This window comes from Flavobacterium sp. CG_9.1, assembly GCF_015751645.1.
GTDB lineage: Bacteria > Bacteroidota > Bacteroidia > Flavobacteriales > Flavobacteriaceae > Flavobacterium > Flavobacterium xanthum.
The window spans coordinates 18098-38301 of sequence record NZ_JADOVC010000036.1 but is presented as its reverse complement, the minus strand read 5'-3'; the positions used below and the strand labels follow the sequence as shown (position 1 = coordinate 38301).

Below are 20204 nucleotides of genomic sequence, written 5' to 3'. Positions count from 1 at the left end.
AATCTTATAATTTACAAAATACCGGTCTCTTTTCCTAATACTTACCTCGTATTTTACTGACTAACAGCGAAATATAATTTTTGTCATGTACTGAAACTTTCTCCACAAAATTTCTGCAATCATTTAAAATACTGCCGGGAAAATAAAATCAACATAAAAGATCTGAACCTGGATTTAAAATCAAAAATAAATACTTTCTTAAGTAATGGAAATTACTACTATGCAGGGGAAATAATAGAAAACTTTTTCAGCAAGGATTTAATAACCCTAAAAGAATTTCTAAATTATAATTTTGAAAACAACAAAGAAACCAATCGATTTCTCTATGATTGTATTATGGAACTGTTGACAAAAGAAAACAAGGAGGATATTGCCAAAGCCTTTTTGACTCAGGAATATTTGAGCCTAATAGCCAATGATATTTATACCGAAAAGGAAATCATAAGAAAGCTGATCAGCTTAAATTATGACGATGCTTTTGAAAAATATTATAATTTAATACACAATCAGATTGATCATAATGTAAAAGGAGAGTTTGTATTCAGAAATCAAGAATGGCAAAATTTTAGCCAATCAAAGGCATTAGTAAGTCTGGTCAGCACTTTTGATTTATGCCTATCCACTCCAAATATTGAGGAATTATTCGGTGATCATTATTCACCTGTAAGAATCTGTTCAGAAACTATAGTAAGTATTTGCAAAACAAATGATGAATTAATCTGTACAAAAACATTAGAACTTCTTTACGGAATAGACTCTGAGAAACTTAAAGTACAAAATCTGGATTTGTTCTACTTAAACAAAATAAAAAACGATATAAAAGAATTATATTATAATCACAAATCAAAGCCATATAAAATCGCAGAAGTATTAAAAATATTAGATGATAACAAATATTTGTTTATCGTCTAAAAAAGCCATAAAACTAAAGCTGATGCATCTGTGTAGGTAGAGCTGTTTAATAAGGTAATTTCGCACCTTATTTTATTTGATTAATTTTATAATTACTTTAAATTTATAACAAGTAAGATACAAATAATAACTTAAAATACAAATTACACCATTTAGATTTAAAAACCAACAGTGTTATAAGAAAGTCCAAAGTATCCAATAAATTTAGGATTGTCAGACTTTTCATTAACTAATTAGTCAATCTTTTATGCAAGCTAAAAACAACAAAGTAACAACTTTTAATATAATAGAAGATTTAGATACCCTATTAAAAAAAAGGAATGGTGGAGCCATAAATTTCCGAGGCGTTCAGTATCAGGTTCTGTACACCTGCCATCTCATTCTTAAAAATCTATATGACGACACTGGAAATGAAAGTATAACACTTGAGGGGCTTGAAGACCTAGATCACAAGCAAATAAAATTAACAGTAAGTACTTCGGAGTTTATACAGTTAAAATCTTCTGATAATAAATTAAACGCTGGTGACTTTTGGACTATGGGTGTCCTGCAGAATTTTCTCCAAGTATATGTAGCAGACAGCTCAAGTAAATTTAAACTCGTCTACAATTTCAAAGTAGCAGACGGTGCTTTAAGACATCTATTTGAAAAGAAACTCACAGCAAACTCACTACAGCATTGGCAATTAAAATTAAATGGTTATTATAATACTCCATTTGATTTACAAGCTTTTTTTGATAATATTTCATTCGAAAAAATTTCATTTGATGAAATTTCAAACAGTATTACAAAACTTTTATTTAAACATTGGAATATTAATATCGGTACTGAAAGACAATTTGTAAATGCCTTAATAAATAACGTTTTACAATGGTCTAAAGAACGCAAAAATATCAACCATTTAAATGTGCTTAGTCTTTTTGAAGATGTAAAGGAATCGTACTCCAAAGCAGTAAAAAATGAAGCGGTAAAAAATAACTGGATTGAACATGTTGATTATTCCAATGCCCCCACTTCTGACTTACTAAGCTATTATGACGGTAAAGCTGCTAAACCTTATCATATATCAAATGGCCTGCCAATTCAAAGAAAATTTTGGGAGAAAAAAATTATTGAAGCTATAAAAACTAATGATGCTGTTATTATACGATCTTCAAGTGGACAAGGAAAATCAACTTTAGCATGGCAGGTTGGCTATATTCTTAAGGAGAAGTATAATATTTATCAGCTCCATAGCTCAAAAACCTGGGAGCAGGCCAATTCAACTATGGAATTCCTTCAATCAAGAGTTGCACTGGGAGAGTTCCCAATTATAATTATAGATGGTTTAGATATTGAAGTGGAAAACTGGCAGATGTTGATTCAGCGTAAATCATTATTACCAGTTCGCTATGTTATCACATCACGTCATGAAGATTGGTCAAGATACGGAGCCGATATTTCCACTATAAGTCTCCAACCAGTAGACATCAGCATTGGTAAAGAAGAAGCCGAAGATATCTATAATCAATTCAAACAAAAAGGAAAGCTCCATAATGAAATTAAGAACTGGCAACCTATATGGGAACAGGTCTTTGAAAAAGGTCTTTTAATTGAATATACTTATTTACTGACACGTGGCGAAATGATAAAGGAACGTCTTGCTACACAAATTAAAAAACTAAAAGATGACAGAAGTCCTGCTGCTAAAACTGAAATACTTCGAATCGTATCTGCGGCTGATTGTCTTCAACTAAAAATAGGAACTAAAAATCTAATTCATCACATTGACACGTCTGTTACTTTTTCTAATCAGGATCGTGGCGAGGTCTTGCGTGAACTTCAAAATGAATATTTTCTTAATTTTGATAATAAAAATATTGAAGGGCTCCACCCTATCCGTTCTTCTCATTTACTTGAACTTTTACACAGCACAATTCCACTTTCTGATACTTTTATTACTCTTTATAAACTATTAGATGAGCAGGACAGACAGAATTTCTTTCAAAATGTTCCATTATTGCTTGGAAAAGATGCATGCAAAGAATTTTATAACAATATTTCTGAAGTTTTAGGGCATGGTTCCTATATGGATATGGTTTACGCATTAAATGGAGTTTCACACGCTGCACCCCAGAAATACTGGCTCCAGAATAAGGAAAAATTTGATCAGGCATTTAATACAGGCGGATTGGACTTATTCCTTATGCATACTATCCCTGGCAAAAAAATTGACACTTTTGATGAGCTTTTAAAAATTATGCCAAGTCAATTTACAGAAAATATTTCAAAACAAGCCGAACTCGTTAAAGCGCTGCCTGAATACAGTTTTGAAGACAGTGACATCAGTATTTTAGCAACAGCTTTATTACCAAAAATTAATAACTCTTTCTCATCCAAATCATCCTATACAGGTACTGGCCAGTTAGCAAAATGGTATAATAAAATAGGGTTAAAATTACTATTTCCATTTGACATAAAATTTCTTTCCGAAGCATTAAGAAATATGTCTATTACAGAAACAAAGGCACTTTTTCAATTTATGCATCTATCTAATCCAATTGCTTACAAAAGGTTTATTCAAGAAAATAAGCAATCTGTTATAAACTATCTTAGAAAATCAACTGATTCTATAAGTATTACTGAAAAGGGCAACAATATTAATATTGAATATATTTATGATACGGAAGCAGGTTTGCCTAGTAACGAAGAGAGTGTAAAAAGAATAGAAAGTGTGTATGCTCTTCTACCATTATATCAAAAATATAATACCAAAGCAATAATACTTCCTTTTCCAACGGAGCAAATGATTAGTATTATTAAAAGCGATGCCAACAAAAGTATGAGCCCAGAATATATTCCAGATTCATCTGAATCGTCATACAGCAACATTTGGATTGATACAATTAGCAGGAACTATGATGAAAACTCTGCATTTCAATGGCAAAATAAAATTTTGGAAATACGGAAAATTGCAATTGAATGGTCTAAAAGTATTGTCCGAATTATTGAGTCCATTTTAGAAGGAAATCCAAATAAAAGAAATAATGAAGTTCAAACATTTTCAGCATTAAGAGAAAAATTAGGCAAGTCAATGGTGCCAATGAAGCCTTATCCACGATACAATAATACTTCATTAAGTATAGAAAACAGAAAGAAATTTGAAAAATTAATTAATAGCTGGATAGCTGTAGTGCAAATTCCAGTGATATTGACCACCCAATTCCAATTTAAAGTGAGCACCTGATTCCAATTCAAAATGACCACCCAATTCCGGAGCAAAATGACCACCCCATTTTTCATTAAAAACTACTCTTTTTCATCTGTTAATTAGTATTCAAATATACCTAAATATTACCCTTTGTTTATCCCTCTTTTTTTTCTCATAGATTCTCCATGTAATTCGAGTCGATGAGATTGATGTATCAGCCTATCCAAAATGGCATCAGCTATGGTTTTTTCTCCAATGATGTCATACCAGCCTTGCACTGGGATTTGTGAGGTTACAATAATAGAACCGTTATTATGCCTGTCTTCAATGATCTCTAAAAGGGTAATTCGGTTACTGCTATCCAAAGCTTGGAGTCCAAAATCGTCTAATATAATAACATCTTGCCGTTCAATTTTGGCCAATTCTCTCAGGTAAGAACCATCTGCTTTGGCCATTTTTAATTTAGCAAACAGCTTCGAAGTATTAAAATAACTTACTTTAAAACCTTGGATACAGGCTTGATAACCTAATGCGGTGCCTAAATAACTTTTGCCTACACCAGTGCTTCCCGTGATTAAAATGTTTTCATTTTTTTCGACAAATTCGCATTCTGCCAGTCGTAGTATGGTGTTTCGATCCAGATTACGGGTTTGGTCAAAATTGATACTTTCAATATTTGATTTGTAATGGAATCGGGCATTGGTGATACTGCGGGCAATACGCCGATTGTGCCTTTCATCCCATTCAGCATCAATAAGCATCGATACAAACTGATCGAGTGTGTAATGGTCGGTTTTTCCGCTTTCAATGGCAGTTTTAAAAGCATTATGCATGCCGTAAAGCTTCATTTGTTTCATTTTTGTTGCTGTAGATTCATTCATGATTACTGTGTTTTAATTTAATTATAATAGTGTTTTCCTCTGATATTACCGTGAATAGGGAGTTCTTGCTCGGGTTCTTGTTCAAAGCCAATATGATCTAAGTTGTTTTCTAAAATATTTTGAATGGTCTTAAAATTGTAAATTTTAAAATCAAGTGCCCGTTTACAGGCATTTATTAATCGTTCTTTCCCTACCTTTTTTTCGAAGTTTAATATTCCTAAGCAACTTTTATAGGCCTGTTCAGGATGGTTTCTACTTTCAATTATTTGCATAATATATTCTGCTACTGACTCGTCAATATTACTGGCCCAATCAATGAAGCGGGCAGCACTCCACTGGGCTACAAACTGATGCGTGCTAGCCATATGTTCCGGGATTGTGGTATAGATATACGGTTTGTAATTCCTTGGATGGATGGCTATTCGATTGTATTTATGATAGATCTCTACCGTTGATTTGGTATACAATAGTTTCGCTTTTTTCTTGACGTATTGATAGGGAACACTGTAGTAATTTTTGTCCTGACTTAATTGAACATGTCCGTTTTGCATCACTGTTGCAAAGGATTGGTATTTGATTTCAAAGCGTTCTTGTGGTAATGGACTTAGTTTTTGTTGCTCATCTTCTAAAAATAATTCTATACGAGAGTACGGGCGTCCTGTGAGTTTTCGACTGTTATGAGCATCTAATAAATCCCATATTTGCTGGTTTAATTCTTCCAGAGAAAAGGATTTAGTTTCTTTTAGATTTACATAAATCCTTCGATACAATATCTTGACAGCTCCTTCGACCAATGACTTATCTCTTGGTTTATAAGCCCTGGCAGGCAAGATTGTAGTCTGGTAATGCTCGGCTAAATCAGCCAAGGTTTCATTAATTGTGGGTTCAAAACGACTGCTTTTTATCACTGCAGATTTTAAATTATCCGGAACAATTGCCGCAGGAGTGCCTTCAAAGAAACGCATAGCATTTTCTACCGATGTAACAAAATCTTCCTTTTGTTGGCTCATAGAAGCTTCTGCATAGGTATATTGACTGGCTCCCAATATGGCTACAAAAAACTGTACTTCTTTGATTTCTCCCGTGTCTTTATCAATAATGGAGAGTGTTTTTCCAGCATAATCCACATACATTTTATCACCCGATTTGTGGTTAATGTGCATCACTGGATTGACTCGTTTGCTCCATGTTTTGTAGTGATGTCCAAATTGCGAGCTCCTGTAACCATTAGGATTTAGGGCAATATATTGCTCCCACATGTGCTGTATGGTAACGCCAACTTTTTTTAGTTCGCGTTCCATTTTAGGAAAAAAATCATAAAGAATCAGCAGTTTGGGACTGATTGATTCCACGGTAGTGTGTGAGAACAAAAGTTCTAACTCAGCATCTGTTTTTTCATTAATTACTTCAAAACTTAATCCTAGCACTTCAAATAAAGAAATATACTTCTTTACTGTATTCCTGGAAAGAGATAAGTACTTACTTATGAATAACTTACTTTTCCCGTTACAGTAGAATTTAATTGCTTTTCTAATTTTACTCATGTCTGTTATTTTGTTTGCCATAATCCGTGTTTTTTTAAACGAATGTATGGTGCTAACAACATGAAAAAGTCAGTAGTTTTTAATGTCCAATTTTACCTCAAATTCAGGTGGTCAATTTGAACTGGAAAGTGGTGGTCAGTTTGCTCCGAAACTGGTGGTCAATTTGCACTGGAATTGGGTGGTCAATTTGACCGGTTTTTCCAGTTTCCTTTTACAGGACTTGCATCTCCAATCAGATGACTGAAATAACTGTTGAAAAAATACTCTTCCCATTGTTGTATGAACTCCTCCAAAAGACAATCCGTTTTTATACTAATCAATACAGTGCCCATACAAACCTTACCATCTGTATATAAATTAAAAAAGGGCGCATGGAATAAGGAAGTCTGTTCATTTATTTCGGAGTCTGTGTCCATTGCATAAATGTATAAGGTATTTTTGGAGGCTTTCCAGAGCAAGGGTGGTACAAATGCTTTGCCGTTTGTAATGGCTAAACTGTCCACGAAAAACAAATTTACTTTTTGTGCAGGCGTGTACCAAATCGCATAGCCATCATGGTCGGGATTAATATACAGCACTTTTTTAGGAAGCAATCCCAATGGCTTTAAAAATTTGCATGCAAGTTCGTCAGAAGTGTCCAACGCAGTTGCGAGATCAGCACTTTCTTTACCGTTTAAAGGATGCGCATTGATAGGATAGCCATTTTTGTCCATGTCATAGGCTTCTACATAAATAGTTTTGTCAGTATTATTTTTCTGATAGATTACAAAGGCTTTTACTGGATGGTATAATGCTCCGAATAGTGTGGTTATATCTTTCATGGTGTATTATTTAAAAGGGTACATAAATCATTGATTAAAGGAAATAATCTGTATTCAAAATCCAGGCCCTTGTTAAATGGTTGGTTTTCGGCATCATAGATTTGTAGCAAAGTAGGTTCTTCCATTTCGGAGCATTCATTGAACTCGTCATTGACTACACGGGCGATATTGTCGTACAGTAATCCGTCGCTGTCGGCTATAAAGGAAATGTACTGTTCTGCTTTGATGACCCCGTCATCATATTCAAATTCCCGATTGAAGGTATTTCTAAAAATAGTATCGCTAGGATATTCTCGTAATAATTCCAATGCTTTTTTCGCAACGCTTAAACAGTCCTTTTCAAAAGAGGTATTCGGTTTATAATTGTCTACTCGTTTTTGGAAACAGTTCAAATGATAGGGGTTGTATATTTTGCGAAACATCACATCCCCACAATAAGTAGCTTCGTTAAATTCTGAAATTGCATTATTACTTTTTCCGATTTCATCATTCTCATAATCCTTTATGAGCCATTCCTCCATACATTCGTACTGATAAAAAAGGTAACTGTTGTTTTCTCTATAATATGGAATTCCTGCAATATGGTAGCAATATGCAAATACAGACAGTAACAGTTCGGCGATTTGCTTCTGCTTTTTATTCTGTAAGAGTCTGTATAAAGGCAGAACAGGAATATAATACAGTGTTGTATCTGTGTTATAGGTATGATTGGTTGCCAGTTTTATAATTCCCTTGTCATCCTGTAGGATTGTGAGTTCAATATTCTGACCTGTTTTTCTGAGTTGTTTTTGAATATGTTCATGCGTCAAAAGGATATTGTACGGATACGGTTTGTTTACAAAGTTTATTTCCTCTAACTGATATGTCCCTTTAAGAATTGACAGTGAATTGAAAAATACTATTTCCGCTTGTAATTGGCTTGGTAATTTTTCGTCCTGTTCGAATAACGGCAAAAAGGAATGCCTTAAAAAACCATCGGCAATAACTCCAACGGTGCAGAACTGTTCCTGTTTTTCTTTACTTCTTGCGCATCGGGCAATCGGTTTGTGTTTTCTGCCCATGTTCCTAGTTGCTGATATAGTTTGCATAGCTTTTTATTTTTAGGCAATTTGATACTGCCTGTTGTGTTTTTCGTTTTCATGGTTTATCCTTTTGTGCCGATTTGTGATACAAATTTGTACTGAACCGCATCGTCATTTATTGCAGGACCTTCTATAGTTGCCGTTGTCAAAATCGGATAAGTCTGTGCATAAAAGTTCAAAACCGCTTCGGGGCTGAATGAGGGTGATGGGTCAGCGAGTTTAATATCCTGTTCTTTATCCCTAAAGATAAAGATGCGCTCTAAGGTGGTAGCTATTAACATAGTTCTTCGGTTTTAGGGTCGTTAAAAAGGTCGATGGGAAACTTATCGGAGAGTTCTGCTTTACGTGCGTGAATAATGTCCTTATATTCGGGATACAGGTCAGCACGGGGCACTTTCATCCATGCTTCTTTAAATTTACCTGCTGTTTCAAGTTCGTCTGCTTTCTTCATGGCTGTTTCGTATTGTTTCTGCATCTCGGTTTTTTCTTTACCCATTTTTAGAACATTGTCTTTTTCCATTTGGGAACTTACTTTTGCCTGTTCTTTTTCTTTTAGGAATTGCTCCATGTTGGCAAAAAGCTGTGCAGTATCTTTTACAGGCTGTTCAATAGCTTCAAAAAATCCTTTGTCGAGTTCCTCCGCTGTACCCTTTAGCAAAATAGGCGGTACTTTTTTACGGGCATCATCGCCAATACTGTCATTAAAAAACAATACCGATACAATAAGTTTGTCTGTATCTTCTTTGGCTATGTTTATTTTCCAGTTCCCTGCTACCTGCAAGGCTAGAATGGATTTAAAAAAATTGGTTTCCATTGTTTTACTCTTTAGTTTGTTCTACATCTAAATCATTAATTGCTACTAACTTTTCGTACAGGTCTTGCCAATACGCTTGTCGTTCTTTATCAAACTTTTCAAAGAGTTTGTCCGTATGGGCAAAATTTCTGAAATAGTCTGCCTGTTGTACCGCTTCGGGTAAATTGGTAACGGTCATAATTTTACCTTCTTTATCTTCTACTTGTATCATGATGCAACGATTTAAAAGGACAGGTAGGTTACTGCCTGTCCCAATTGGTTAATTAACTATTAATACGTCCGAACCTTTATTGGCAAACCCCAAGCAGAGATTAAAAGCAGACTGCGTGCGTATCTGTCCCGTGCCACCCATCAAAAGAGAGGTTAGTTTGGCTTCATCGTCTTTGTAATTTCTAACATTTTGAAAATATCCTGTGACTGCGTTGTATGCTCCAAAGACAGTACCTTTTGTTGTGTCCATGAGTTGTGTGGGGTCACTCATGGCATATTCAAAAGCACTATCTACCATATTTACAAAACAAGTAGATAGTTCCTCTTCTTTACCATCTTGTATGGTTTTGAGAGTCTCCTTATTAGGAACGAGGGCGGACTGTATCAGTTTTTTTACTTCACTATCTGTAATGCGTACTTTTGTCCAATGATTAAAAATGGATTCCATTTGTACTGACAGCATATCCGATATACCCATAACCTTGTGAGCCTGTTCCAAACGTTGTTTGGCATTGGAGGTATGGCGAATGCGTACCGTATTGGTTTTGTTGTTCATAGCGGCATTCAGGGTATTGGCGCATACAATGCGTATTGGCGTAAATGCTGCTGTTATACTTCCGCTTCCGTCATGGGAAGTAGTGAGGAAAAGATATTTTTCAATTAAATCATCGTTACCGACCCGAATATAATCAGGCAGTTTAGCAGTTATAAATATGCGTTCTCCTTTGCCCAATGCTCCTGCGGTTTCATATAAAATCCCGTCACCACTCACGATGCTATCGAAAAAAGAAAAAGCATCCCTATTTTGTACGATTTGATAGTCTTTACCGACCACACCCAATATGGTATCGTTGTCCGTGCGCACGGTACTGAAGTAATTTGGCACTTCGATTTTGTTGTGGGTTGTTTCGTTATCCAAATTGATTCCCTCTGAACAGGACGTAAATAACTTGCGTTTTTCTACTTCATAGTCTAATCCTGCGAATTTGATTGCTTCTGCGCTTGTTGGGTAGTCGTCTACGATTTGACCCAAATTGTGCCAAGCTTTTTCCTTTGTACTAAAAAAACTGTGTTTCTCTGTTTGCTTGTTGTAATTTATATTGTGTGCCATGATGTTAAAATTTTAAGTGATTCGTATATTGTTTGGATTAAAAAGGCAGGTCGTCTGCTGTTTCCGATTTTGTTACCTGTATTGACGAATGTATTGCACCGTTTTCTGCCTGTTCCATCTTTTTTGCAAAAGTCAAAATTTTAATGTTGTTGATGTGAAACGTAAGACTACCTATTGCTTTGCCCTCGTTGTTGCTGTACACATTCAACCCGATACGTCCAAACAATTGTACGAGCGCTCCTTTTTTAAGCCACTCGGCTGTCTTTGCATTGAGCCAGTAAGAACAATTGATATAGGTTACTACTCCCTTTACTTCGGTGCTACCTTTGGGTTTATAATTGTCGTTGATGGCAATGCTAAAATTGACCACTTGTTTGTCGTTGCTCACTTTGTGAACGACTGAATTTGCTGTTAAACGCCCTGTGATTTCCATAATTTTAAGTTTTAATGATTACTATTATTTACTTTCTCTCTAACCCTCACTTCCGTAAAAATTATTTTCAAAAACAAAAAACGGGAAAAAAGAAAGCAAGAAATAAGTGGTTTAAGGGTGTGAAGAGCTATAAGTCCCGAAGGGTGGTGAGTGCAACGTAGCCATTATGCGCTTGCAACATCCTTAAGCCACTATCTTAGCTGCCCTTTTAGTCCGTTTCGAGTGAAAGCTGTCAAAAACTAATCTTTACTGTATTGGAATAATAGCAATTGATATCTGATAGAAAAAAAATTACAGAAACCTGTATTTAGTTATCTTGGACAAAGTCGAAATAAAGCTTAATTTAGTGCCAGCCACAAGGGTTTTAACTGAGGGTTAAATATAAATATGGAAAATCAAGTAAAAGATAAACTGAACATAATTGGTGATATATGGAATGAGTTCATTTGGGACAATAAATTCTGCCGAAACCAAATAAATTTTTCTCAAGAGGCTGAAAATAATTACTTCGGTGATATCTTAGGATATTTTACAGATACATTTGATATTGTTTTTGAGAAAAAAAACTCAACTGAGCATTCTGAGAATTTTGCATCACACATCAGTTTTTTACAAGCAATATATGTTCAGCAAGATTTCATTGAAGAGATGCTTATTCTTTTTAAAACCAATATCCTTAAAGGTGAATTAAAACTGGATATTAACTACTCAATTAATAGGGAAATTCGTAATGAGTTAGTGGGCCATCCTATCAGGAAATTAAATGGAAGAATAATATCTTCTACTTTATTTGGATATGAGCGTTCTCCTGACAAGATATCATACTTAAGATATCATGCTGATAATGATTTTGAAGCTGAAATTATTAAACTGAGGACTAAGGATATTATCGACCGGCATACCGCTTTTCTAAATACTTATTTCGATGTTATAATTGAAAAGCTGAAAACAGTTTTATCAAGATATTCAGAAGAACTTAATTCCCTTGATAATTCAATTGATCGAATTGCGTTTCAATCACTGGTTAAAGTAATATCCCAAAAATTAAAACCTTTCTTGGATAACACATTTCTGTATGACGAAAAATCCATTTTGGAAATCTATGAAAAAAGAAACCAGCACAAAAGATACTCAATTGTTTACGAATCATTTATGACTGATTTAAGAAAACGTATTGCTGAAATACAAGAAAACTGCACTTCTATTTTTAACCAGAATATTTATTCAGATGATGATCATATTGAACTTCCGATTTTCGATGATAAATTTAATTTGATGAATATTAATGTAAAGACTAAACCAGGTAGAAAAAAAGAAAGTTATCACTATGAGCTTGGCAAACTATCTACAAGAAGATTACCAAAGGAATTTAATTTTTTCAGCGGTTTTATCAAAGCAAAATGCAGAAACAAGACTGTATTGGATGAACTTAACCGCATGAAAGATTATCTAGACGTTGATGTAGAATATTTTGCATCATACAAATTAATTAGTAAAATTTTAAAGGAAGATTAAACAAAGAAATATAATAAACAGCCAAAAATGGATAAATGCAACCTATGTCAAATGAATGATGCCGATAAAAAAGGGTCACATATTGTGCCGCATTTTCTTTTAAAAAGAATAGAAAATATTGACAACAAAACCGGAAGAGATTATGAAATAGGCTACAAAATAGGTAGTTTAACCTCTAAATCTCATTTTGGAAGGGCTGTACAGCCGGAACGCCTTGCAGAAACATTTGGAGAAATAACTCAAAAAGATATTGATAATAATCAGCATCCACTGGTAGTAGATTACTTCTTATGTTCTGATTGTGAGGAAAGACTTTCTGAAATTGAGAGTAAGTATTCACAGACCATTAAAACTTTAGATGCAAACAATTACGAATCAGGAATCAGCAGTTCTGAAGGAATTTTATTCTGGGCTAGTATTTTCTGGCGTATCTCTGTACATGGAGAAAACGGTGTTAGGTTAACCGAAGAACAAAACGAAGTCCTGAGAGTCTTATTAGATTCATTTCTGCCTGCAAAAACCGTAAAATTAGATGAGGAATTACTTTGCGGGAGCGATACGGGAAAAAGAATAGCTTATAAAATTATCAGATGCTACAACTGTGATCCGCAAAAGGGAAAATGGCTTTTATTCCACCCTGATTTCTTCTATTCTTTATGTCTATATATAGACGAATTTGTAGTAGTCATGAGTTTAAACGGCCAATTTGATGAGTTGGACAAAATTGACTGTTTCGGAATAAACGATTTGATTTTGGATGCTCCTGTGAATATTTCAGGAAGTAAAGAAATGATCAAACCTTTTGAAAATACAATTTTCACTGAGTATACTCATAAGATTGTAAATAGACTAAGAGATGTTTATGCTGATGGTCTGGATGATTTTTTTGACAAATTACATGCCACCTTACGAGGCAAAGATGATAAAATGCCAGAAGAAATCAAACAACAGATAAAGAAAGAAATGGCATCTGATGAAAAGAAAATTGGAAGAAAATATACTAAAGAGGAAATCATAAAATCAACCTATACGGTGATGAAAAAATATAGATACTAGCATGGCAAAAAAAGGTGGTGATTTAGAAATCCTGGCACTTGACTTTCTTGAAAATGTTTTTAAGGAATTAAAATATAATATTGTCCGTAAAAGAGTTCAATTATCAGGCTCACAGGATGGGTATGACAATTTAATTGAAATTGTTGATGATAAATATCTAAGCAGATCCATTTACAGCGAGTGTAAAGATTATACAACAGAATTGAATTATACTGATGCGATGACTAAATTACCCCAAATTGCGTCTACTCATGACAAGGTTGATTTGGTACTCTTTATATCACCTAAAAGAAATTTCAGTAATATTTTTGAAGAAACCAGAAATAAACCATTCTTAGAAAAAATTGCTACTAATCATTTTAAGGTATCTGTCTTAAGTCCTGAAACTGATATTGAAAAGTACTTTTCCCTCTACCCTGAAATCTACAGAAAAACATATCAAAATGAAGCGCCTATTTTAACTCAGAGCGATAGAGAAGAAATTTTAAATCAATTTGACAGGTTCATTTTCTCAGACAAGAATTTACAAAAAATAGTCATTAATGAGGATGATAAAGAAAAATACATCGGAAATATCGAAGATGACCAGTATCATATTAAAAGAAGCATAAGAAACAGCCAAAAAAGAGAATATGAGTATTATATGCCTATAGCAAATCAGAAAACTCTGTTTTCTGAGATAGATAAAAATAAAGTAGGTGTTATTTTATTAGGTAATCCTGGGTATGGTAAAACTTCAGAATTGCAGCAATTAGCTGTTGAACTATGGGATACCAGAGAAACGAATAACGTCATACCTGTCTTTAAGTCATTGAAGAATTTTACTTCCTCCTCCCAAATTGAAGACTTTCTTCCTCAAAATTTTAAATTGATTCCCAAGTTGGTAATAATTTTTGATGGTATTGATGAAATTGAAAACATAATAGACTTTAGTAATAAGCTAAGAAATTTTATCAGTAATAATTCGGAATTATTTGACAGCAAAAATCTTAGACTCATAATAAGTTGCAGAACCAATATTTACAAAAAATATATAAAGACCATCAGTAATTTGGGTGTGTACTTTTTGAATGAGGTAAGCATTGCTAGCGGATTACATTTTCTTGAAACTAAATATGATTTGGATTTAGAAGACCAAAAAACTTTTGATATTTACAAAAATAGAGAAATTTTAGAAAATCCATTTTATCTTGATTTAATAGGCAAGTACTATAAAAATCACAAACAAATTTTAACTAATAAAGCGTTATTGATTCAGGAATTTGTCAATTCAAGACTTCGAGATGATAAAGTGAATAAATTTAGAAATGATGCAGAGTTTGACAAAGATCGGATTATCAGCTATACCCAAAAAATCGCATTTTCATTAGAAGCGATGCAAAAACCATATCTTATTACAGCTGAAATTAAAAGAGTAGCCAAAATAGATGAAATAAGTCTGGCTAAAAATTCATTTTTAGAAGAAAACATAGCTGACAACTGGAGCTTTGTCCTTAAAAACATCCAAGAATATTTTGTTGCCAGTATCTTATCTGATTTAAGTTTTGAGGATATCATACAACTAATTCAAATTGATCCGAAAACTTACAAGGTCCATCCAACTTGGCATAATGTAGTTACATTTTTATTAAATCTGATTTCAGATGAAACCTTATACAATTCTTTAATCGATTGGCTGCTGGAAAATGATTTTGAATTACTGTTCAATGCCGATTCAGATAGGATTACAGATGCAATAAAATCTAAAGTTTTAGAAAACTTTTTTACTAAAAATTGCATAGAAAATGGTCTCTGGGTCAATGACTTGAAAAGCATAGCTTCATTCAGTGAATGTAATATAAATGTAGAATATCTGATTTCTGAAATAAAGGATGTCAGTATTCATAGAAGAGCGAGAATGTCTGCTGTAAAACTACTTTCTTATATGAATATTCCAGCAGTATTCTTTGAGCAGATAAAAACACTAATTATTGATATTATTAATGAGACTAATTTTGAAGATGAAAATTATGTATATCTTATTCAGGATGCCATTATGCTTAGTAAAAGTATAGGTCTAAATGAAGATGCACATTTTTTTAATCAAATCATTGAACTGCTTAAAAACAGAGATGAAAGGGAAATTATTAGCTCTATTATATCTAGTGCTCCTATTGAATCAACTGTTAATAATATAGATTATTTTTTGGAAATATTAGATAAAACAATTGGTGTCAAGAAATGGAATTCAATTTCAAAATATGGCTCTATTACATCAACCAAAGACAATATATTCAGCTTATTTACCAAGATTGAGAATGGCCCAATTTTACTTAAAATTTATGAATACTCCATCGAAAGGCAAAAAAACTATCAGTTTAGAGAAAGTTTAATAAAAGAGTTTTTAACACATCTTAAAGAGTTTTTCAGTTCTAAAAAGGAATTTAATCCTGATTTGATTAAGATTATTTCAAATGCCGTTATAGAAGATAAGGCAAATTACGATGATGATTTATTATTGGAAGTCGCCAAATCTTGCGACATTGAAAATCAATTATTTGATATTATAATAGGGTCAATTAACGGAAAATCAGGCGATAGACATTTTTTAGCTGCAATTATCAATGCGGATGATTTTGAAAAAGTTCTGCAAAAATACAATGCTGGTTCTCTGAATGAGGAATTCTTACATCAATTTAGAAATGTACTAAGCCACAGAAATTTAAATTTAAGTAAACAGTTTGAAAATTATATAGAGTCTGGCAGCAAGTACACTTTTAAAGACAAATGCAGTGAGGAAGAAATTAATGAAAGAACCACGCATTGGCGCACCCAGGAACAAAATAATTTTAATGTTCTATTTGACAATGATGAAATCGTAAATCAAATTTCAAAACTTTATGATTACCTCTGTAAAGACGAATTAAGCTTTGAAGATCTTGATAAATTCTATCATAGGTATTATAATGATTTTGAATTGCAAAAAAGCGTTAGTAGCAATGCAAAACAACTTTTGTATGAAATCCTGAGAGATAACTATCCGGAAAGCGAAAAACTTAAGAAAGCTGATGTGTACAGTGAAATATTGAATTCGAAAAACAATATAATGTACGATATTTTAAATAGTCTGCCCAAGGATGAAAAAAATAAAAAAATTGAAATCTCGGAGAATCAAAAACAATTTATTAAACAATGGTGTGATGACAATACCAATGTAGCCAAAGAATATTATTCAGGGTATCTCTCTATCGGAAATCAAGATTATAATGCCCAATACTATCTATTTGAAGCCATATATAAATTTCAGAAAATTTTCCATTTCAGTCTTGATCAGGAATTACTCTTACACATGCTATGGTTCAATTCAATTGAAGAAGGCATTAAAACTAGATATTTAGAGGGTATTGTACCTATTGAAGAAGTCAATAACCGTATTATACAGAATCTCTTAAATGCCAAACTTTCTCCAAAGAATTTTTGTAATCACTTAAAATACAGCAAGGAAAATAAAATTGACGTAAAAAACTTAAATCTAGACTTAAAATCAAAAATATATGATATTTTAAGTAATGGACATTATTACTATGCAGGGGAAATAATAGAAAATTTTTTCAGCAAGGATTTAGAAATTTTAAAAGAACTTCTAAATTATACTTTTCAAAATAACAGAGAGACCAATCGATTTCTTTATGATTGTATTATTTTACTTTTAGCAAAAGAAAGCAGGGAGGATATTGCCAAAGACTTTTTAATATCTAAGTATTTGGGTTTAGTTACAGATGACATATACACAGAAAAGGAAATAATACGAAAATTAATCAGCTTAAATTACGACGATGCTTTTACAAAATATCATGATCTCATAAAGAATCAGATTGATGATAATGCAAAAGGAGAGTTTTCATTCAGGAATCAGGAATGGCTAAATTTCACACAATCAAAGGCATTAGATAGTCTGATCTGCACTTTTGAGTTATGTTTATCCATTCCAAATATAGAGGAGTTATTCGGTGATCATTATTCGCCTTTACGAATAACATCTGAAACTATTATCAGCATTTGCAAAGCAAATAATGAACTAATATGTACAAAAACATTAACACTGCTCAATAGAATCGACTCCGAAACACTTAAAGCACAAAAAGTGGATTTATTCTATCTAAACAAATTAAAAAACGACATACAAGAGTTATACTATAATCACAAATCTAAGCCTTATAAAATAACAGAAGTATTAAAAATACTTAATGATAACAAATACTTGTTTATCTCCTAAGAGTATTTACGTTGGTAACTAGATCTCTTGTGAGGTTTTAACATCCAATCTGATAACAATAAACAATTCTCAAAAACATTCACTTTTGTATTCAAGATATTTAGAGAACTAAACCACTCTGCACTGAAAATGCAGAGGTTTGCTTTTTCGAAGGATTGAAAGTCCCTCAATTTTAAAATTGATTTTAATCAAAGTAAAAAACTAAATATTTATATTTTTTCTTATTACTAAAGTACTGCAATAAATTGCAGGGTTTTAAACCCCGACCTGATACTAATAAAAAACTTAAAATATCATTTGAATAGGTTTAATGTACCAGTCCAAACTGCGATTCTCTCTGTTGCCAGCTGGACTTGTCTTATATAACATTTCTGCAGAGACTCGAAATATTTACAATTCGTCTTCAAGAAAATATTCTTATACTTATCTGCAGCTGCCTTAAAATCTTGAATACGATTTAATTCATCATAATATTGCTGTTGTGACAGTTCCAGAGCATAAATCTCATGGTAAGTCTTGAGAAATAAATCTAAATCATAAACAGAGGGGTTCCCATTTTTTTCAAGGTCGCCCAAATTTAAATATTCAGATTTTATAAGTTCATTATTGAATTCTTGATCATAATTTGGATTCTTAATCAAATATTCCTCGACCTGATCAAAGCTTTGAATGTCTTCTTTTGTAATAGTACGAATTACATTTAAAAAAATATAACCGGCATCTCTCTGTACAACGGTTATATTATCTTTTTCCTGTGTTAATTCCCATTCTTCTGGCGAAGCAGGTCGTAATGCATCTATCACTTCAAATAAAATATCGGATTCCTCGACATCCTTTGGAGAGCAGTAATCGGGATTAGAAACTATATTTATTCCTGAATCTGAATAGATTTGGGCAACAAATCTCGTACAGAATTGCCTATTGCTTTCCATGGCATTGTCGGCGGTATCCAAATTTGATCTCTCTACTTCATGTCGAGACGCATAACTGGTTCCGACTTTACTCCTGCCTAAATTTATTCCTGTTCTCAATTTTTTTATCTCAGCAAAATCATCTAATCTCAAAACTTTTGCGTCATCAATATTTTTAAAGCCTAACCTTTGAAGGTTTTGCGACGCAACTCCAAGTGCGTTTGACTCCAAGCAGCTCATATCGCCCATATATACAAGGGCATGAGAATAGTTACTATTAGATTCTTTTCTAATAAATACACAGGTTTTATCCCATGTTCGGATAAGAATAATATCCCCGGTAATTAATTTAGTATGGTCTAATACATACATAACATTCTTTTTTAATTCATTTAATAAATTGAACATGGAAATTCAGATCAAACCAATTTTATCTTTCATGAAAATAGCATCGCTAATATATCTAATTTATTTCTATTTCAATAATTCTTGCATTTTTTGCTGAAGTAATTGTTTGTCCGGTAGCTGAATTTTATATTCTGCTACCATAGTAGGAGAAAGGCTTCTACTTAAAGCGTATTCTACTACTGCATGGTCTTGGTCTTTGCATAATAAAATCCCAATACTTGGATTTTCATTCTGCTTTTTAACATCCCTATCTAATGCTTCAAGATAAAAATTTAACTGCCCTAGATGTTCGGGTTTAAACTTATCTGATTTTAATTCAAATGCTACCAGACATTGTAAGCCTCTATGGTAAAATACCAGATCAATATAAAAATCACTATGCCCCACCTGAACTTTGTACTCTTCTGCAATAAATAGAAAATCCTTACCGAGTTCAAGTATAAAATTTTTCATCTGACTGATCAGGCCCTTTTGCAAATCACTCTCGCTATAGCTGTCAGAAAGATTTAAAAAATCAAATATGTAGCTGTCCTTAAATGTGTTTGTGATATCAGGATGTAATTCTCTCATCACTGATGAGACTTTTGTATTTCCAATAATGGTTCTTTCAAAAACGCCACTGTTTATCTGCCTTTCCAATTCTCTTGAACTAAATTTTTCCTGACTTGAAAGGCGTAAATAAAATTCTTGTTCTTCGATTGACTTGGTTCTGCTTAAAATAATGAGATTGTTAGTCCAGCTAATTTCTCTCAGCAGTGCTGAGAGTTTTGGAAAAGCTTTGTATGTTTGATAAAATTGCTTCATACGCCAAAGATTCTTATCCGAAAACCCCTTTAAATCTGGCTCACTTCTTTGCAAATAATCAGCGAGTTCTTTTACCACTGATTTTCCCCATTCTGCTGTTTCGATACGGTTATGAACATACTGTCCAATATTCCAGTATAGATTGATCATTTCAGTATTTACAGCAGCTATGGCTTTTGATCGGGATTGTTTTATTAATTGGATAATATCCGTAAATTGTTCTTGTATCATTATTTCTCAATTTAATTTTTTATTTC

Annotated in this window: 16 protein-coding genes; 5 read left to right on the top strand and 11 right to left on the bottom strand. The window is 33.0% G+C overall.

Annotated elements, in window-relative coordinates; translation table 11 throughout:
- The first annotated feature begins 345 nt into the window (after positions 1–345).
- Both IWX83_RS15210 and IWX83_RS15205 read left to right on the top strand, forming a co-directional pair.
- Positions 346–912 carry a hypothetical protein gene (locus IWX83_RS15210; RefSeq protein ID WP_231380061.1) on the top strand — a complete coding sequence of 189 codons (567 nt, stop codon included), beginning with the start codon at positions 346–348 and terminating at the stop codon, positions 910–912.
- Between the two features lie 247 nt (positions 913–1159).
- Complete coding sequence (locus IWX83_RS15205; protein WP_196830940.1) at positions 1160–4138, top strand: hypothetical protein; 2979 nt, start codon at positions 1160–1162, stop codon at positions 4136–4138.
- A 107-nt stretch (positions 4139–4245) separates the two neighbouring features.
- Here IWX83_RS15205 and istB read toward each other — a convergent pair whose 3' ends face one another.
- From istB to IWX83_RS15160, 9 genes are all read right to left on the bottom strand, one after another.
- Positions 4246–4983, bottom strand: a complete 738-nt coding sequence (gene istB, locus IWX83_RS15200; RefSeq protein WP_066082786.1) for an IS21-like element helper ATPase IstB — start codon at positions 4981–4983, stop codon at positions 4246–4248.
- 17 nt (positions 4984–5000) lie between these two features.
- Entirely contained in the window at positions 5001–6548 is a 1548-nt protein-coding gene (gene istA, locus IWX83_RS15195) for an IS21 family transposase (RefSeq protein ID WP_066082785.1), read from the bottom strand.
- A 161-nt stretch (positions 6549–6709) separates the two neighbouring features.
- Positions 6710–7348, bottom strand: a complete 639-nt coding sequence (locus tag IWX83_RS15190) for a PRTRC system protein B (RefSeq protein ID WP_196830938.1) — start codon at positions 7346–7348, stop codon at positions 6710–6712.
- Positions 7345–8436, bottom strand: a complete 1092-nt coding sequence (locus IWX83_RS15185; protein ID WP_196830936.1) for a hypothetical protein — start codon at positions 8434–8436, stop codon at positions 7345–7347. Before IWX83_RS15185 ends, IWX83_RS15190 begins: the two co-directional genes overlap by 4 nt.
- Positions 8437–8492: 56 nt before the next feature.
- A complete protein-coding gene (locus IWX83_RS15180; RefSeq protein ID WP_196830934.1) occupies positions 8493–8711 on the bottom strand; it encodes a PRTRC system protein C in 219 nt (72 codons plus the stop codon).
- Entirely contained in the window at positions 8705–9244 is a 540-nt protein-coding gene (locus tag IWX83_RS15175; RefSeq protein WP_196830932.1) for a prtrc system protein e, read from the bottom strand. Before IWX83_RS15175 ends, IWX83_RS15180 begins: the two co-directional genes overlap by 7 nt.
- A gap of 4 nt (positions 9245–9248) precedes the next feature.
- Positions 9249–9455: a hypothetical protein gene (locus tag IWX83_RS15170; protein WP_196830930.1), complete on the bottom strand. Its 207-nt coding sequence runs from the start codon at positions 9453–9455 to the stop codon at positions 9249–9251.
- 48 nt (positions 9456–9503) lie between these two features.
- The gene (locus tag IWX83_RS15165) at positions 9504–10565 is read right to left on the bottom strand and encodes a DUF932 domain-containing protein (RefSeq protein ID WP_196830928.1); all 1062 of its coding nucleotides are present in this window, start codon (positions 10563–10565) and stop codon (positions 9504–9506) included.
- A gap of 37 nt (positions 10566–10602) precedes the next feature.
- Entirely contained in the window at positions 10603–10998 is a 396-nt protein-coding gene (locus tag IWX83_RS15160; protein ID WP_196830926.1) for a single-stranded DNA-binding protein, read from the bottom strand.
- Positions 10999–11385: 387 nt separating this feature from the next.
- Here IWX83_RS15160 and IWX83_RS15155 point away from each other — a divergent pair, with 387 nt between their 5' ends.
- The 3 genes from IWX83_RS15155 to IWX83_RS15145 are packed head-to-tail and all read left to right on the top strand — an operon-like array spanning position 11386 to position 17824.
- Complete coding sequence (locus IWX83_RS15155) at positions 11386–12513, top strand: hypothetical protein (protein ID WP_196830924.1); 1128 nt, start codon at positions 11386–11388, stop codon at positions 12511–12513.
- Positions 12514–12540: 27 nt separating this feature from the next.
- Positions 12541–13569, top strand: coding sequence for a hypothetical protein (locus IWX83_RS15150; RefSeq protein ID WP_196830922.1), 1029 nt, complete (start codon positions 12541–12543; stop codon positions 13567–13569).
- A gap of 1 nt (position 13570) precedes the next feature.
- Positions 13571–17824 (top strand): NACHT domain-containing NTPase, encoded by a 4254-nt coding sequence (locus IWX83_RS15145; RefSeq protein WP_196830920.1) that lies wholly within the window; start codon positions 13571–13573, stop codon positions 17822–17824.
- 293 nt (positions 17825–18117) lie between these two features.
- Here the strand turns inward: IWX83_RS15145 and IWX83_RS15140 are convergent, their stop codons facing one another.
- Positions 18118–19107 carry a YiiX/YebB-like N1pC/P60 family cysteine hydrolase gene (locus IWX83_RS15140; RefSeq protein ID WP_196830919.1) on the bottom strand — a complete coding sequence of 330 codons (990 nt, stop codon included), beginning with the start codon at positions 19105–19107 and terminating at the stop codon, positions 18118–18120.
- 102 nt (positions 19108–19209) lie between these two features.
- The gene (locus tag IWX83_RS15135) at positions 19210–20178 is read right to left on the bottom strand and encodes a YhcG family protein (protein ID WP_231380060.1); all 969 of its coding nucleotides are present in this window, start codon (positions 20176–20178) and stop codon (positions 19210–19212) included.
- Between the last annotated feature and the right edge of the window lie 26 nt (positions 20179–20204).

Coding starts and splice junctions, on each gene's coding strand:
- IWX83_RS15205 (WP_196830940.1), top strand. CDS start 1,160: ATGCAAGCTAAAAACAACAAAGTAACAACTTTTAATATAATAGAAGAT.
- IWX83_RS15180 (WP_196830934.1), bottom strand. CDS start 8,711: ATGTTAATAGCTACCACCTTAGAGCGCATCTTTATCTTTAGGGATAAA.
- IWX83_RS15140 (WP_196830919.1), bottom strand. CDS start 19,107: ATGTATGTATTAGACCATACTAAATTAATTACCGGGGATATTATTCTT.
- IWX83_RS15160 (WP_196830926.1), bottom strand. CDS start 10,998: ATGGAAATCACAGGGCGTTTAACAGCAAATTCAGTCGTTCACAAAGTG.
- IWX83_RS15155 (WP_196830924.1), top strand. CDS start 11,386: ATGGAAAATCAAGTAAAAGATAAACTGAACATAATTGGTGATATATGG.
- istB (WP_066082786.1), bottom strand. CDS start 4,983: ATGAATGAATCTACAGCAACAAAAATGAAACAAATGAAGCTTTACGGC.
- IWX83_RS15185 (WP_196830936.1), bottom strand. CDS start 8,436: ATGCAAACTATATCAGCAACTAGGAACATGGGCAGAAAACACAAACCG.
- IWX83_RS15145 (WP_196830920.1), top strand. CDS start 13,571: ATGGCAAAAAAAGGTGGTGATTTAGAAATCCTGGCACTTGACTTTCTT.
- IWX83_RS15165 (WP_196830928.1), bottom strand. CDS start 10,565: ATGGCACACAATATAAATTACAACAAGCAAACAGAGAAACACAGTTTT.
- IWX83_RS15150 (WP_196830922.1), top strand. CDS start 12,541: ATGGATAAATGCAACCTATGTCAAATGAATGATGCCGATAAAAAAGGG.
- istA (WP_066082785.1), bottom strand. CDS start 6,548: ATGGCAAACAAAATAACAGACATGAGTAAAATTAGAAAAGCAATTAAA.
- IWX83_RS15190 (WP_196830938.1), bottom strand. CDS start 7,348: ATGAAAGATATAACCACACTATTCGGAGCATTATACCATCCAGTAAAA.
- IWX83_RS15170 (WP_196830930.1), bottom strand. CDS start 9,455: ATGATACAAGTAGAAGATAAAGAAGGTAAAATTATGACCGTTACCAAT.
- IWX83_RS15135 (WP_231380060.1), bottom strand. CDS start 20,178: ATGATACAAGAACAATTTACGGATATTATCCAATTAATAAAACAATCC.
- IWX83_RS15175 (WP_196830932.1), bottom strand. CDS start 9,244: ATGGAAACCAATTTTTTTAAATCCATTCTAGCCTTGCAGGTAGCAGGG.